Annotated in this window: 13 protein-coding genes and 1 pseudogene; 4 read left to right on the forward strand and 10 right to left on the reverse strand. The window is 36.5% G+C overall.

The window, feature by feature from the left end; genetic code table 11:
• From B0186_RS11495 to B0186_RS04330, 3 genes and pseudogenes are all read right to left on the reverse strand, one after another.
• Positions 1–175: pseudogene (locus B0186_RS11495) on the reverse strand (IS256 family transposase); the annotation flags it as partial.
• Positions 176–229: 54 nt separating this feature from the next.
• Positions 230–1,918, reverse strand: a complete 1,689-nt coding sequence (gene recN, locus B0186_RS04325) for a DNA repair protein RecN (RefSeq protein ID WP_078218170.1) — start codon at positions 1,916–1,918, stop codon at positions 230–232.
• Positions 1,919–1,996: 78 nt separating this feature from the next.
• Entirely contained in the window at positions 1,997–2,914 is a 918-nt protein-coding gene (locus B0186_RS04330) for an NAD(+) kinase (RefSeq protein ID WP_078218171.1), read from the reverse strand.
• A 140-nt stretch (positions 2,915–3,054) separates the two neighbouring features.
• Here B0186_RS04330 and grpE point away from each other — a divergent pair, with 140 nt between their 5' ends.
• Positions 3,055–3,642, forward strand: coding sequence for a nucleotide exchange factor GrpE (gene grpE, locus B0186_RS04335; RefSeq protein ID WP_078218172.1), 588 nt, complete (start codon positions 3,055–3,057; stop codon positions 3,640–3,642).
• 81 nt (positions 3,643–3,723) lie between these two features.
• On the opposite strand, the gene bcp is transcribed toward grpE, so the two are convergent.
• The gene (bcp, locus tag B0186_RS04340) at positions 3,724–4,185 is read right to left on the reverse strand and encodes a thioredoxin-dependent thiol peroxidase (RefSeq protein WP_078218173.1); all 462 of its coding nucleotides are present in this window, start codon (positions 4,183–4,185) and stop codon (positions 3,724–3,726) included.
• Between the two features lie 125 nt (positions 4,186–4,310).
• On the opposite strand from bcp, the gene dapA reads away from it, so the two are divergent.
• Both dapA and bamC read left to right on the forward strand, forming a co-directional pair.
• Positions 4,311–5,207 (forward strand): 4-hydroxy-tetrahydrodipicolinate synthase, encoded by an 897-nt coding sequence (gene dapA, locus B0186_RS04345; RefSeq protein ID WP_078218174.1) that lies wholly within the window; start codon positions 4,311–4,313, stop codon positions 5,205–5,207.
• 107 nt (positions 5,208–5,314) lie between these two features.
• The gene (gene bamC / locus B0186_RS04350; RefSeq protein ID WP_078218175.1) at positions 5,315–6,319 is read left to right on the forward strand and encodes an outer membrane protein assembly factor BamC; all 1,005 of its coding nucleotides are present in this window, start codon (positions 5,315–5,317) and stop codon (positions 6,317–6,319) included.
• A gap of 34 nt (positions 6,320–6,353) precedes the next feature.
• On the opposite strand, the gene rimI is transcribed toward bamC, so the two are convergent.
• Together rimI and B0186_RS04360 are read right to left on the reverse strand one after the other, a co-directional pair.
• Positions 6,354–6,791 carry a ribosomal protein S18-alanine N-acetyltransferase gene (gene rimI / locus B0186_RS04355; protein WP_078218176.1) on the reverse strand — a complete coding sequence of 146 codons (438 nt, stop codon included), beginning with the start codon at positions 6,789–6,791 and terminating at the stop codon, positions 6,354–6,356.
• 2 nt (positions 6,792–6,793) lie between these two features.
• The gene (locus B0186_RS04360) at positions 6,794–7,198 is read right to left on the reverse strand and encodes a DNA polymerase III subunit psi (protein WP_078218177.1); all 405 of its coding nucleotides are present in this window, start codon (positions 7,196–7,198) and stop codon (positions 6,794–6,796) included.
• Between the two features lie 138 nt (positions 7,199–7,336).
• Between B0186_RS04360 and rsmC the strand changes: the two genes are divergently transcribed.
• A complete protein-coding gene (rsmC, locus tag B0186_RS04365; RefSeq protein ID WP_078218178.1) occupies positions 7,337–8,329 on the forward strand; it encodes a 16S rRNA (guanine(1207)-N(2))-methyltransferase RsmC in 993 nt (330 codons plus the stop codon).
• Positions 8,330–8,403: 74 nt separating this feature from the next.
• Here rsmC and tsf read toward each other — a convergent pair whose 3' ends face one another.
• From tsf to lon, 4 genes are all read right to left on the reverse strand, one after another.
• A complete protein-coding gene (gene tsf / locus B0186_RS04370; protein WP_078218179.1) occupies positions 8,404–9,255 on the reverse strand; it encodes a translation elongation factor Ts in 852 nt (283 codons plus the stop codon).
• A 134-nt stretch (positions 9,256–9,389) separates the two neighbouring features.
• A complete protein-coding gene (gene rpsB, locus B0186_RS04375; RefSeq protein ID WP_078218180.1) occupies positions 9,390–10,109 on the reverse strand; it encodes a 30S ribosomal protein S2 in 720 nt (239 codons plus the stop codon).
• 255 nt (positions 10,110–10,364) lie between these two features.
• Positions 10,365–12,227, reverse strand: coding sequence for a peptidylprolyl isomerase (ppiD, locus tag B0186_RS04380; RefSeq protein ID WP_078218181.1), 1,863 nt, complete (start codon positions 12,225–12,227; stop codon positions 10,365–10,367).
• 120 nt (positions 12,228–12,347) lie between these two features.
• Positions 12,348–14,759: an endopeptidase La gene (gene lon / locus B0186_RS04385; RefSeq protein ID WP_078218182.1), complete on the reverse strand. Its 2,412-nt coding sequence runs from the start codon at positions 14,757–14,759 to the stop codon at positions 12,348–12,350.
• Positions 14,760–14,790: the final 31 nt, after the last annotated feature.

Here is a 14,790-nt window from a genome sequence, read left to right on the forward strand (position 1 = left end):
TTTTGCCTTTTCTGGGCTGATGCTTTTCATAGCCAAGGTGGTCTGTCAGCTCACCATTTAACGCCGCTTCTACCGTGATTTTTTTGAGCATTCGTGAAAACTGATTAAGGTCTTCTGGGGTTTTTAGGGTTTTGGCAAATTCCGCTGCCAAGGCGTGGAGTTGTTTTTCGTTCATAATAAAATACCTGTGTCTAGATGTATTATCTCCAGAAACAGGTATTTACACAAATTATGGGAGAGGCTCTCCATTAACCAAATCCAACATCTCTTGCGCATTTGCTAATGCCATATCTGTGATGGTTTGCCCTCCTAAAAGTTTTGCTAATGCCACAACCCTTTGTTCTGCTCTAAGTGCGGTCATTTTTGTGGAAGTTTTATTATCTATAACTTGTTTTTCCACTGCAAAATGATTATGTCCACAACAAGCCACTTGAGGTAAATGTGTAACGCAAATAACTTGGCATTTTTCGCCTAATTGTCGCAATAATCTTCCAACCACGCTGGCAGTAGCGCCACTAATCCCTACATCAATCTCATCAAAAATTAAAGTTGGAATAGCAGATTTATCAGAAGTTAAAACTTGTATCGCTAATGCGATACGAGAAAGCTCGCCCCCTGAAGCAACTTTATTTAAAGGTTGAGCTGATTGACCTAAATTTGCGCTAAGATTAAAACTTAGTTGATCATAGCCTTTATTTGATAATTTTTTATCTGCATCAAAAACAATTGAAAATTCAGCATTTTCCATCGCAAGCTGTTTAATAGATTGAGTCACTTGAGTTGCTAGTTTTATTGCACCTTGTTGACGGCTAAGGCTAAGTTTTGTAGCAATTTCTTGCATGTATTCCCTTTGTTTTTCCTCTTGTTCTATCAACTGAGTTTCACTTTCAGAAAAATCAACAAGTTGTGCAAGCTCAGATTTCAGTTTTTTATGTAGCGCTACTAAATCCTGTGGTTTAACATTATGCTTACGAGCAAGTTGTACAGCTTGTCCCATACGTTGCTCCACCTCTTGTAACAATTGTGGATCTTGCTCAATATTGGAAGATAAATGCTGCATTTCAGAAGTTGCCTCTTGAATTTGAATAAGCGCCTCCTGCAACATTGTCTGCACATCAGAATAATTAGGATCCAATTGGCAAAGCTCATTAATATATTGTGTTGTTTTATACAACAAGCTATCAATGCTTACACTCTCATTTTCACTCAACAGCTGTAATGCAGATTGAGATAAGGAAATTAACTCTTCACTATTTGATAACCGAGTATGTTCTTCTTCTAGTTCTAAATACTCATTTTCTTTTAAATTAAACTGATCTAACTCTTCTACTTGATATTGTAGTAATTGTTTTTTTGCCTCATTCTCCGCACATTTTTGCTGAAAAGTCGCTACTTTTTCCTGTAAATCTCGCCAAGTTCGGTAACTTTCTTGCATATCTTTCAGTAAATCTGTATGCCCACAGAATTGATCGACAATCTGAAGTTGATATTCGGTTTTGAGTAACTGTTGAGAAGCATGCTGGCCATTAATATGGATTAGATATTGGCCAATTTCTTTCAGTTGTGCTGCAGATACCGCAACACCATTAATAAAGGCTTTTGAACGCCCATCAGAATTGATTATTCGGCGTAAAATACAGCCTTCAGGATTATCAGCATCTTGTAATTCTTGTTCTTGTAACCATTGGTAAGCTGGGTTAATTTTCTCAATATGAAATGTTGCACAAACATCTACTCTTTCTTGCCCATCACGCAACATTGATAATTCTGTTCTTTGTCCTAAACAAAGCCCAAGGGCATCAATAGCAATAGATTTTCCTGCGCCAGTTTCCCCTGTGATAACTGACATACCTTTAGCAAATTCAATATCAAGATGATGAACAATAGCGAAGTTATTAATGGTAAGTTGAAGTAACATAGAATGATCTCCTTACTGTATATAAAAACAAGTTTATATATGTTTTTATATACAGTAAAGAGATTTTGTAAAAATTTTTTATGCTAAATTTTTAAACCAACCTAATTTTGTACTTAACACATTGTAATAATTGTAATTTTTCAAATGTAATAAGCGTAATTTATTTTGGCTTTTAGTGATATGAACAATATCATCAGGGGTAAAAGAGAGAGCTACTTGGCTGTCACAGCCTACTTCTAATTGAGAGGTATTATATTCTGCAAAACGCACCGATATTTTGCTGTCTCCATCAATAACTAGAGGGCGAGAAGATAAAGTATGTGGAAACATAGGCACTAACGCAATAGCATTAAGTTGTGGGGTTAAAATTGGGCCACCTGCAGATAAAGAATAAGCGGTCGAACCTGTTGGTGTGGAAAGAATTAAACCGTCGGAGCGCTGTGAAAATGCCGATTTATCATTAATATACACATGAAAATCGATCATATGAGCAATTTTCGCTGGGTGAATAACAGCCTCATTTATTGCGTTGCCTTGAGCAATGATTTCGCCATCTCGTTCAATACTGGCTTCAAGTAAAAAACGTTCCTCTACAAAAAACTCCCCTCTTTCTAAACAAGCCTCTAGTTGAGCATAAGCATTTTTCGGATCAATATCAGTTAAAAAACCTAAATTACCACGGTTAATGCCAATTAATGGAATATTATATTTAGCTAAGACCCTTGCTCGCCCTAGCATATTGCCATCTCCACCAATCACAATAGCCAGATGAGCCAAACGACCAATATCATCTAAACTCGCCAGATTATTTGTTGGTAATGCTAAACGCTCACCAATTTCTTGCTCAACTAAGACCTGATAACCACGTTCAGAAAGCCAATAAAACAGATTTTTGTGCATTTGTAAATTTACATCGTGACGAGGGCGTCCTACTAAGGCAATCGTCTTAAACGAAATAATTAATTGTTTACTATCAATAAAATTTGTTGCGGTCATAGTCTTTCTGTCAAGAGTACTTGAATTCAATGAATGGGGCATTATATTACACACATTCTCGCCTGCTTGCCAATAAGTGCGAGTGTTAATTTATAGGTTTTTTGATACAATGACGCAAATCTAAAAATGGAGTAAAAGTAATGTCAGAACAAGAAAAAATTCAACAAGAAGAAACCCAAGTTGAACTTGAAACGCAAAACGAACAAGAAACGCTAACAGAAAATGCAGAAGCACAAGAAGGCGATGCTTTAGAGGAAGCTATTGCTCGTGTACAAGAATTAGAAGAACAGCTTGTTGAGAGCGCTAAAAAAGAACAAGACATTTTATTACGCACTCGTGCGGAAATTGATAATATGCGCCGCCGTGCTGAACAAGATGTTGAAAAAGCACATAAATTTGCGTTAGAAAAATTTTCTAAAGATCTATTGGAAACCATAGATAATTTGGAACGTGCATTATCTACACCAGCGAATGTAGAAGATGAAACAGTGAAAGGCTTAGTTGATGGTGTTGAGCTTACCCTAAAAGGACTTTTATCCACAGTTGCACGTTTTGGCGTAGAGCCTGTTGGCGTAGTGGGTGAAACCTTTAACCCAGAATTACACCAAGCGATTTCAATGCAACCAACAGAGGGTTTTGAAAGCAACCAAATTACCGTTGTTTTACAAAAAGGTTATCTATTAAATGGACGAGTAATTCGTCCTGCAATGGTGATGGTTGCGCAATAAATTTATAATTTGAATTTAGTCCTTGATAACAAAAAGCCAATTGTCCTAGTTGAACAATTGGCTTTTTTATTGAAAGTCTTATTAATTTAAATAATCTAAGACTACTTGATGATGATCTGTCGTTTTAAATTTATCAAAAACTTTTTCAATTTTTCCTTCTTCATCAATCAAAAAGCTAATGCGATGAACACCATCAAAAACTCTACCCATAAATTTTTTCTCCCCCCAAACGCCAAATTGCTCAGCAACGATATGTTGTTCATCAGAAAGAAGATCAAAATTCAGCGCTTTTTTTTCTTTAAAGTTTGCTAGTTTTTTGGGCGCATCTGGGCTAACCCCTAAAATAACGAGACCTTTCCTTTCTAATTCTGTTTTGCTATCACGTAAGCCACAAGCTTGCGTTGTACACCCTGGAGTTAGCGCCTTTGGATAAAAATAAACTAACACTTTTTTACCTTTAAAATTCTCCAGATTAACTAACTTCTCATCTTGATTTAACAAACTAAAGTGCGGTGCAAAATCACCTTCTTTTAATGTATTCATATAAGGTTACCTTCTTAACATAAAAAATATAAAAAAACACTTGCAAATTATAATTATTTTAACGATCCTAAACGAACTTTTTCAAGCCAACATCATGCAAATACAATAAAAGTAAGGAGATTTTTATGACCACAAACAAACCATTATTTTACGGAAGTATTACCGCACTTATTACCCCGATGGATAATCATGGGGAAGTTGATTTTAGTGCATTAAAAAAACTCGTTGAATACCACATCGCCTCAGGAACAAATGCCATTGTATCTGTTGGTACAACAGGGGAAGCAGCAACCCTGAGCATTGATGAAAATGTAAAAACGATCTTAAAGACGGTTGAGTTTGCTGATGGCAGAATACCTGTTATTGCAGGGACAGGCGCAAATGCAACTAGCGAAGCAATTACTATGACTAAATTATTAAATGATAGTGGTGTTGCGGGATGCTTATCTGTTGTGCCTTACTACAACAAACCAACTCAAGAAGGAATGTACCAACATTTTAAAGCGATTGCAGAATGTACCGATATTCCACAAATTCTTTATAATGTGCCTGGGCGTACAGGTAGTGATTTACTACCTGAAACAGTTGGACGTTTAGCCCAAATTAATAATATTGTGGGAATTAAAGAGGCAACTGGAGATGTAAGTCGCGTGGCTAAAATTAAACAATTAGCAGGAGAAGATTTTATTTTCCTTAGTGGAGATGATGCGACTGGCTTTGAAAGCATGAAACTAGGCGGACAAGGTGTCATTTCTGTCACAAATAATATTGCAGCTGCTGATATGGCAAAAATGTGTGAATTAGCCTTAGCAGGTAAATTTGATGAAGCAGAAGTGATTAACAACAGATTAATGGCATTACACAAAAATTTATTCGTGGAATCCAACCCAATTCCAGTCAAATGGGCAGCTTACAAACTAGGTTTAGTCCCTGAACCAATTTTACGCCTCCCTCTCACAACCTTAAGTGAGCAAGCACAACCTAAAGTTGTCGAAGCATTGAAAATTGCAGGATTATTATAATCTTTTTATGAAACATTAGGGTCTGGATGCAGGTCCTAAACTTTTTAACAAAGTTGTAGTCTAATGGCTGGCGTAAATATTTTAATACTTTTATTGAAGGATAATTTATGAAAAAGTGGTTACTAACCTTAACAACGCTCTCTCTTCTTGTGGCTTGTTCAACAAATAATGACGATAAGCAAATAGCTAATGATACTTATCAAAAAAAAGCTGATAGCTTAGTATCAACTCGTTCAGTTTTACAAAGTGGGGGAATAAATTTACCTCAGCAAGATCCAACTTATCAGCTCCCACAAGTACAAATTAAATCAACGGAAAAAGTGGATATTCGCCCACCTTCAACACCATTTGCAACTATTGGTCAATCCATCGCACAATTCGATGGTGAAAAAGCTTTTATTATTTATCCAAATACTTTGCAACATGTTTATAACTTACAACAAATCGAGCGTCTCTTAAAAGAGCAAGGGATTCCTTATACAAATGAGGGTGGCAAAATTATTACCGATTGGACCGAAACAGGGCGTAATGATGACTTAAAAGGGACACAAATCCGTTATCAAATAGAGCATCTCAATGTAAATAATTCTAGTGCATTAGTGATTTTTATTAATCAAATGCAAAGAAATGGGACTATTTACACGCCGAATGTAGCGGATAAGCAACGCTATACATCTGATCGCCTTAATCAACTTATTGGTGAACTGAATAACAACTATCGCCAACAACAGCAGGAATTAAATACCGCATCTAATGCAATTCAAAGTATGTTGATTACTGATACCAATGGAAACCTAGCCTTAGGCCTAGATGCACCATTTGAACATTCTTGGCTAAAACTTTCCCATAACTTAGAGAAAATAGGTTTTACTGTTAAAACTCAAAAAGCAGCAAGAGGACAATTAGAGTTAAAATATAAACCTTTAGATCAAGAAGAATGGCTACGTTTTGGAACAACTCAGCCAGACTTAGAAAAAGGAATTTATTATTTACAATTGAGTGCTTTAGGTCAGCAAAGTAGCTTAGTGATTTCAGATGAGGAAGGGAAAGCCCTTTCGGGTAACCAAGCTCAAGGGATTTATCAAGCCTTACAAAATATCTTAGCTAAATAAAAATAGTTAGCCCGACAATAAATCGGGCTAATTTTTATAAATAAAGCGCCATTACGACCGCACTTTCTCTTTTCCCATCAGGCAACGGATAGTAATTTTTGCGAATATCCACTTCATTAAACCCCAAATTTTCATATAACTGCCTTGCCTTCATATTTGTTTCTCGAACCTCTAGCCATAGGGTTTGGATACCTCGTTCAGATAAACGCTTAATTAATTCTACCAACAGTTCTTTCCCTAGCCCTTGTCCTTGATATTCAGGATAAACTGCAATATTGAATAAAGTTGCCTCGTCTAAAACAAGATTGCAAATAGCAAATGCCACAATCTTACCACCAATAACCTTCTTCAAATTAAGATAGCATTCGCCCTGATTATTTTTTAACGTACCTAATGACCAAGGCACAATATGCGCCTTTTGTTCAATCAGAAATAACTCTGCAAAATCTTGTTCATTAACACATGAAATCATTGCTATATTCCTTGAATTTGCTGCCAAAACTGACGTTTTGCATGAGGGCTTTGTGTTAATTTCTCAAGCTCACAAGTTTTCCAACAATGAGAGCCTTGTTTATCAACTAAAGTGCGGTCGATTTTTTGCTGATCTTCTGTAAGCAACCAATAAATCACTTCATGTTCAACTTGAAGATAAGGCAAAAAGTCAAAATCAATGCATAAACAATCTTCAGTGCTAAATTCAAGACCACGAAATACATCTTGTAAAAATGGCTGTTCTTTTGACAAGGCTTGCTCAGCAATCACAATCAAACGAATATTTTGTGCCACAGGAACATTGACCAAGCCTTTAAAAATATTCGGCTGGCGTAATTGCCATTGGGAAATCCCCATTTCTTGTAAGAGTTTATCTCGTCTATTCATTGCTACCTTCCTAAATGACGAGATATTTTAAACTGTAACTGAAATGAGGTTAAGCAATAATTGCTTTTTAAAATAAAGAACGTAGAATGCGAGTTCATCAAAAAGCATAGTGAAACTTTTCTATATAGGATCAACAACGTGATTTCCCTTGAAAGCCAAGTCTTAGAACGTCATCTGACGTTTTTCCAGAATAAATCTATCTTGTTTACTGGTGGCATCAAAGACAACTTCCCACAACAATTAAAAAATGCCAAATCTATTCAGATTTGGTCATGGTATTTTGATTATGCCAAACAACTAAGTGCGGTTAATTTTTCTGTAGAATGTCGTACCGAAGCAGATTTATTTGTTTTCTACTGGACAAAAAACAAACAAGAAGTTAATTTCCAACTTATGCAACTTTTGGATCGTGCACCAATAGGTCAGGAAGTATTAATTATTGGTGAAAATCGTGCTGGCGTGCGTTCAGTAGAGAAACTTCTTGAACCTTATGGTGAAATCGCCAAAATTGACAGTGCTAGACGTTGTGGCTTATATCATTTTTGCCTGAAAAAACAACCGCACTTTGACTTAGAAAAATATTGGAAAACCTATCAACACCCTGCACTAAATGACTTGAAAATATTTAGCTTACCCGGTGTATTTAGTGCAAATGAATTAGATCAAGGCACCATGCTACTGTTATCAACAATTCACAATTCCATTCGAGGAAGAGTATTGGATCTAGGCTGTGGTGCTGGAGTAATAGGAAGCTACCTAAAACAACAAAACCCGAATGTTGAACTTACTATGACAGATATTCATGCTATGGCATTAGCCTCGGCAAAACGCACTTTAGCAGAAAATAATTTGCAGGGCGAAGTTCTTGCTAGTGATGTTTTTTCTGATATTCAAGGAAAATTCGATTTAATCATTTCAAATCCGCCTTTTCACGACGGTATAGATACGGCTTATCAAGCTGTCACAGATCTTATTAAACAAGCCAAATGGTATTTAAATTCAGGTGGAGAATTAAGAATTGTTGCCAATGCCTTCTTACCTTATCCCGATCTACTCGATCAATATTTCGAGCATCATCAAGTTTTAGCTAAAACGGGGAAATTTAAAGTTTATTCAGTGAAAGTAAATTAATCGAGAGAATAAATGACACAAAAAATAGAGCGGTATGTTCCGCTCTATTTTATATCTTAAATTCTTTGCAAGAATTAAGCATTTCCACCAGTGATTTTAGCCACTTCTGCTGCGAAATCTTCTTCAACTTTCTCAATACCTTCGCCTACTTCTAAACGAATGAAGTTTGTAACTGAAGTATTAACAGATTTTAAGTAGTCGCCCACAGAAACTGAAGGATCCATAACAAATGATTGACCAGTTAAAGAAACTTCACCAGTGAATTTCTTCATACGACCTTCAACCATTTTCTCAGCGATTTCTTTTGGTTTGCCAGAGTTGATCGCGATGTCAATTTGGATTTGACGCTCATGCTCTACTACTTCAGCAGAAACATCTTCTGGATTTACGAATTCAGGTTTAGATGCGGCAACGTGCATTGCTACTTTTCTTAATTCTTCTTCAGAACCTTTACCTGCAACTAATACACCAATTTTTGCACCATGTAAGTATTGTGCAATAGTATTACCAATTAAGTATTCAACACGACGAATAGTCATGTTTTCACCAATTTTTGCTACTAATGCCGCACGTTTTTCTTCAAATTGCGCTGCTAATGAGCCAATTGTTATACCTTTGTTTGCTGCTGCATAGTCTGCAACTTCATTAGCTAAACCTAAGAAACCTGCGTCTTTTGCAACGAAATCTGTTTCACAGTTCATTTCAACTAAAACTCCAAAGTCTTCACCAACACGAGCCAAAATAACGCCCTCAGCTGCTACACGGCCCGCTTTTTTCGCTGCTTTTGCTTGGCCAGATTTACGCATGTTGTCGATAGCTAACTCAATATCACCGTTTGCTTCAACTAATGCTTTTTTACATTCCATCATGCCTGCGCCAGTACGCTCACGAAGTTCTTTTACTAGTGATGCTGTAATTTCAGCCATTTTAAATTCCTCTATCCACTTGAATAGTGTCGGTTTTTAAACCGCACTTTATTGATACAAAAAAGCAGGGAACTTGAAAGCCCCCTGCGTTCGAATTAATCTGTTGATTAATAAGGGCTTACGCCTTTACTGAATTATTCTGCAGCTGCAAAATTTTCTTCAGTTACAGTTTCTTGATTACGACCTTCTTTTACTGCTGTCGCTGCTGCAGAAAGGTATAATTGAATTGCACGAGCCGCATCATCGTTACCAGGGATAACGAAATCTACGCCATCTGGGCTTGAGTTAGTATCAACTACTGCAAATACTGGAATACCTAGGTTATTTGCTTCTTTGATTGCGATATGTTCGTGATCTGCACCGATAACAAAAATTGCATCAGGAAGACCAGCCATATCTTTGATACCACCAAGGCTTAATTCAAGTTTTTCCATCTCACGAGTACGCATTAACGCTTCTTTTTTCGTTAATTTATCAAATGTACCGTCTTGAGATTGAGTTTCTAAATCTTTTAAACGTTTGATTGATTGACGAACTGTTTTCCAGTTAGTCAACATACCACCTAACCAACGGTGATTTACATAGTATTGTTGACAGTCTAATGCTGTTGCTTTAACTACTTCAGACGCTGCACGTTTTGTACCAACAAATAAGATTTTACCGTTGTTGCTCGCAATACGAGTTAATTCAACTAATGCTTCGTTGAACATTGGAACGGTTTTTTCTAAGTTGATGATATGAACACCATTACGCGGTCCGAAAATGAATGGTTTCATTTTTGGGTTCCAGTAACGAGTTTGGTGACCGAAGTGAACGCCAGCTTGTAGCATATCGCGCATTGAAACTTGTGCCATAAGATAATTTTCCTTTTTGTTTGGGGTTTAGCCTCCACATATCAAGCAAATCGACCGTTTGGCACCCCGATTTACTTTTTATGATACGTGTGTGATTTAGTAAGTTAATAAATAAATTTTGTTAAATTGATAATCAAAATAACGGCGCACTTTATACCATAAAGTGCGGTCGAAAACTAGCAAATTCTGAGAGTTTAACAAAAAAATAATGCCCGATATTCTCAGGCATTATTTCATCATTTAAAGAAGGAAAATTTATTCTTGCTCTTCATTGATGAATTTTGTATTAATTTCAATATTAGCTTTTTCCCTCAATGCATTGATAAGCGTATTACTTAATCCTAGTTGTTCCATTCTCATCATTTGCATTTCAAATGCTTGCTGTTGCTCAGAAGTTAATTGGTTATCTTCAACTTTGCTTAACTCAACAACTACCACATCGCCATTCATATTTTTGGCAACGGAGAAAGTTGTTTTACCTTGCTCTGGTTTTTGCATTGAGAAAATCACATTATTTAAAGCTGGATCTTTATTTTCTGCATAAACCCAAGTTTCTTTTGCTGAAAACTGAATATTTTCAGGTAGTTTGGCATTAGCAGCAGTGTTCATCTCAACCGCAATTTTATTTGCGGTATCCAATAATGCAGTTTCAGCTTTCTGACGTTTTAAGTAGTTTTCAATGTCAGTTTTTGCTTCCTCTAACGAACGAATACCCTCAGGTTTATGTTCAACTACGCGAACAAGAACTGAGTGCTGATCGCCAATATTAATTGCTTCTGAATTTACACCACCTTGTGAAATATCAGAATTAAAGATAGCAGCAACAACATTGCCATAATTTAATTCTGCGGGTAAATCTTGGCGAGAAAAATAGCCTGTTTCTTTCACTTCAAGTCCGGCCACTTTAGCCGCTTCATCTAGAGATTGTGGATGTTCAAAGGCCTTTTCATTCATTTGTTTTTCTAAAGCGTAGAAAGCACTAGTCGCTAAATCATTACGCAATTTAGTTGCAATTTCCTCTTTAACATCGCTTAAATCGCGGCTTTTCATATCCAATACTTTAATAATATGATAAGCATCATCGACTTTCACTGGTTGGCTATATTCACCAATATTCAATAAATTAACCGCACTTTCAAAGGCTGGTGGCATCATTCCGGCAACGACCCAATCTAAATCTCCACCATTTTGTGCTGAAAGTGTGTCAGTTGAATATAATTTAGCTAAAGCAGCAAAATCTTCGCCTTTTTGTAAATTAGCATAAACAGATTGCGCTTCTTGTTCTGTTGCTAATTGAATATGCGCTAAACGTTGCGTCATATATTGCGCTTTATTGTCTTGATAATATTGCGCAATTTCCACATCAGAAACTTTCACATTCTTCTCTGCTGCCGCACGAGTTAAATCAATATATTGCACTTTGACCATTTCAGGTACAGCAAAATTTGATTTATTATCTTGATAATATTGCTCAATTTCCTGTGTTGTAACTGTTTGTTTTTGAAGTTCTTCGTTTAAGGATAACGTCGCTAAACGAACATCACGGCGTTGAAAGAAATTTTTCGCTAATTCATCGAGCTGTGTAGGAACCTGAAAATCACTATTGGCAATACCACGTTGCAACTGTTCTAAAACAAGTCCTTCACGCACATAAGTAGCATAAGTATCAGCACTAATCCCATTTGCAGTTAACATTTGTTGATAAATTTTGTTATCAAATTTACCTTCATTTTGGAACATAGGCGAACTTACAATAGCCAACTCTACTCGTTTATCACTAATGCCTAACTTAAGCTCTTTTGTATATTGGCGTAATAATTCTTGATTGATTAAACGATTAAGAACTTCATTTCTCAATTGATTAGTAAACTCAGGGGAGTCCGCAACAGCTGCAAACTGCGCCCCTAATTCCTCGCTTAAGCGTTGATATTCATTATTGTATTGTTGTAAAAAAACTTGTTGAGAAATTTCTTCGCCGTTTACTTTGGCAGCTGACGTATCTGTACGAACGAACATATAGCCAGCAACACCACTTAGCACAAAAGAAACCCCGATTAAACCAAAAATAATTTTAGAAACAAGGCTGTTAGAGGCATTGCTCAATTTTTCCATTAACATTGAAGTAATCCTATAAATGTTAGATTAAAAAGAAATGCGTGAAATTATAATCGAAAGTGATTAGATAAGCACGATTAAAATAGAAAAATAAGGTGCGTTGTATACCGCACCTTATGTCTATTAATTGAGCTCTTTAGCTCGAGAACTACGCTTACGAGCAACTTTCACTTTATTGACTGGATCTAGTTTTACAAAATCCACTCCTTCAGGTGAGTTTTCTAATGCAATAGTTAAAACTTCGTCAATAGTTTCCACAGCATGAATAGTTAAATTATTTTTCACATTGTCAGGAATTTCCTCAAGATCCTTCACATTTTCCTTCGGAATAATTGCTGTTGTGATACCACCTCTATGAGCGGCTAATAATTTCTCTTTTAAACCACCAATTGGCAGTACTTTTCCACGTAAACTAATTTCCCCCGTCATGGCAACCTCAGCTTTCACAGGATTTCCTGTTAAACAAGAAACTAAGGCAGTGCACATTGCAATACCCGCACTTGGTCCATCTTTTGGTGTTGCACCATCTGGTACATGAATATGAATATCACGCTTTTCATGGAAATCGCTAGCAATGCCTAGCTTTTCAGCTCTCGCTCTTACCACAGTCATAGCAGCCTGAATACTCTCTTTCATTACATCGCCTAAAGAACCTGTATAAGTCAGCTTTCCTTTACCAATAACAGATGCGGTTTCAATTGTTAATAAATCTCCACCAACCTCAGTCCAAGCTAAGCCAGTAACTTCACCAATGCGATTTTGTGTATCAGCTCGACCAAACTCAAAACGTCTAACACCAAGATATTCTTGCAAATTATCAGAATTCACTTGAATAGATTTCAACGTTTTGTTTAACAACAGATTTTTTACCGCTTTACGACAAATTTTAGAAATTTCACGTTCTAAAGAACGCACGCCAGCTTCACGAGTGTAATAACGAATAATATCGAGAATAGCACCCTCACTGACAGTTAACTCATTTGCTTTTAATCCGTTACGCTCAATTTGCTTATTCAATAAATGACGAGTTGCAATGTTAAGTTTTTCGTCTTCGGTATAACCAGAAAGGCGAATAACTTCCATACGATCTAATAATGGCCCTGGAATATTCATTGAATTTGAGGTTGCCACAAACATCACATCAGATAAATCATAATCTACTTCTAGATAGTGATCATTGAAATGTGAATTTTGTTCGGGATCTAAAACTTCTAATAATGCAGATGCAGGATCACCACGATAATCCATTGCCATTTTGTCAATTTCATCTAGCAAAAATAATGGATTTTTTACCCCCACTTTTGCCATTTTTTGAATAAGTTTTCCCGGCAAAGAACCAATATAGGTTTTACGATGCCCACGAATTTCAGCTTCATCACGAACACCACCTAATGCCATACGCACATATTTACGCCCTGTTGCATTAGCAATGGATTGTCCTAAAGAAGTTTTCCCCACACCAGGAGGCCCCACTAAGCATAAAATAGGTCCTTTTAATTGATTTAAGCGTGTTTGCACGGCTAAATATTCTAAAATACGTTCTTTGACACGCTCTAAACCATAATGATCTGAATCTAAAATTTCCTGTGCCTTTACCAGATCTTTTTTCACTTTAGTACGCTTGTGCCAAGGCACTTGAATCATCCAATCAATGTAGCTACGTACAACGGTTGCTTCAGAAGACATTGGCGACATCATTTTCAATTTTTGTAATTCAGCAAGTACTTTCTCTCTCGCCTCAAGTGGCATTTTGGCATCTTCAACTTTTTGACGTAATTGCTCAACTTCATCAACAGAATTCTCGCCATCGCCAAGTTCTTTTTGCAACGCTTTAATTTGTTCATTCAGATAGTAATCACGTTGATTTTTTTCCATCTGTTTTTTTACTCGTCCACGAACACGCTTTTCAACTTGCAGCATATCCGCTTCATTGACCATTAAACCTAACAGATTTTCAAAGCGTTCGATAATACTTGCTATTTCAAGCAAATTCTGTTTTTGACGCACAGGAACAGGCAAGTGCGCTGCCATAGTATCACTCAAGCGCTCAGGATCATTGATGCGTTGTAATGCAGAAATAATATCAGCTTGGATTTTTTTGTTTAAACCTGCATATTTCTCAAACTCAGCTAAAGTGGCTTTTTTTAGCACTTCTAATTCTTTCTCATCACCCCATTGAGTATCAATTAGCTCTGAATTAGCTAAAAATAACTCGCCATTATCTTGTAAATTAAGGATTTTAGTCCGTTGTTGTCCTTCAACGAGAACTTTTACAGTACCATCTGGTAATTTTAAAAGCTGAATAATGTTGACTAAGGTGCCAACCTCATAAAGATCTTCAACTTTAGGTTCTTCAATATCAGATTGTTTCTGCGAAACTAACAATAGTTGTTTATTATTTTCCATTGCTAGCTCTAAGCTACGAATAGATTTAGGACGACCAACGAATAATGGCATTACCATATAAGGAAAAACTACCACATCACGCAATGGTAGAACTGGGATAAGCGCTGACTTAGTTCGTTTTGCGTTCATATATTTATCTCTCTTTCTTAAAAATAGGCTG

This window comes from Canicola haemoglobinophilus, from assembly GCF_002015075.1.
Lineage (GTDB): Bacteria > Pseudomonadota > Gammaproteobacteria > Enterobacterales > Pasteurellaceae > Canicola > Canicola haemoglobinophilus.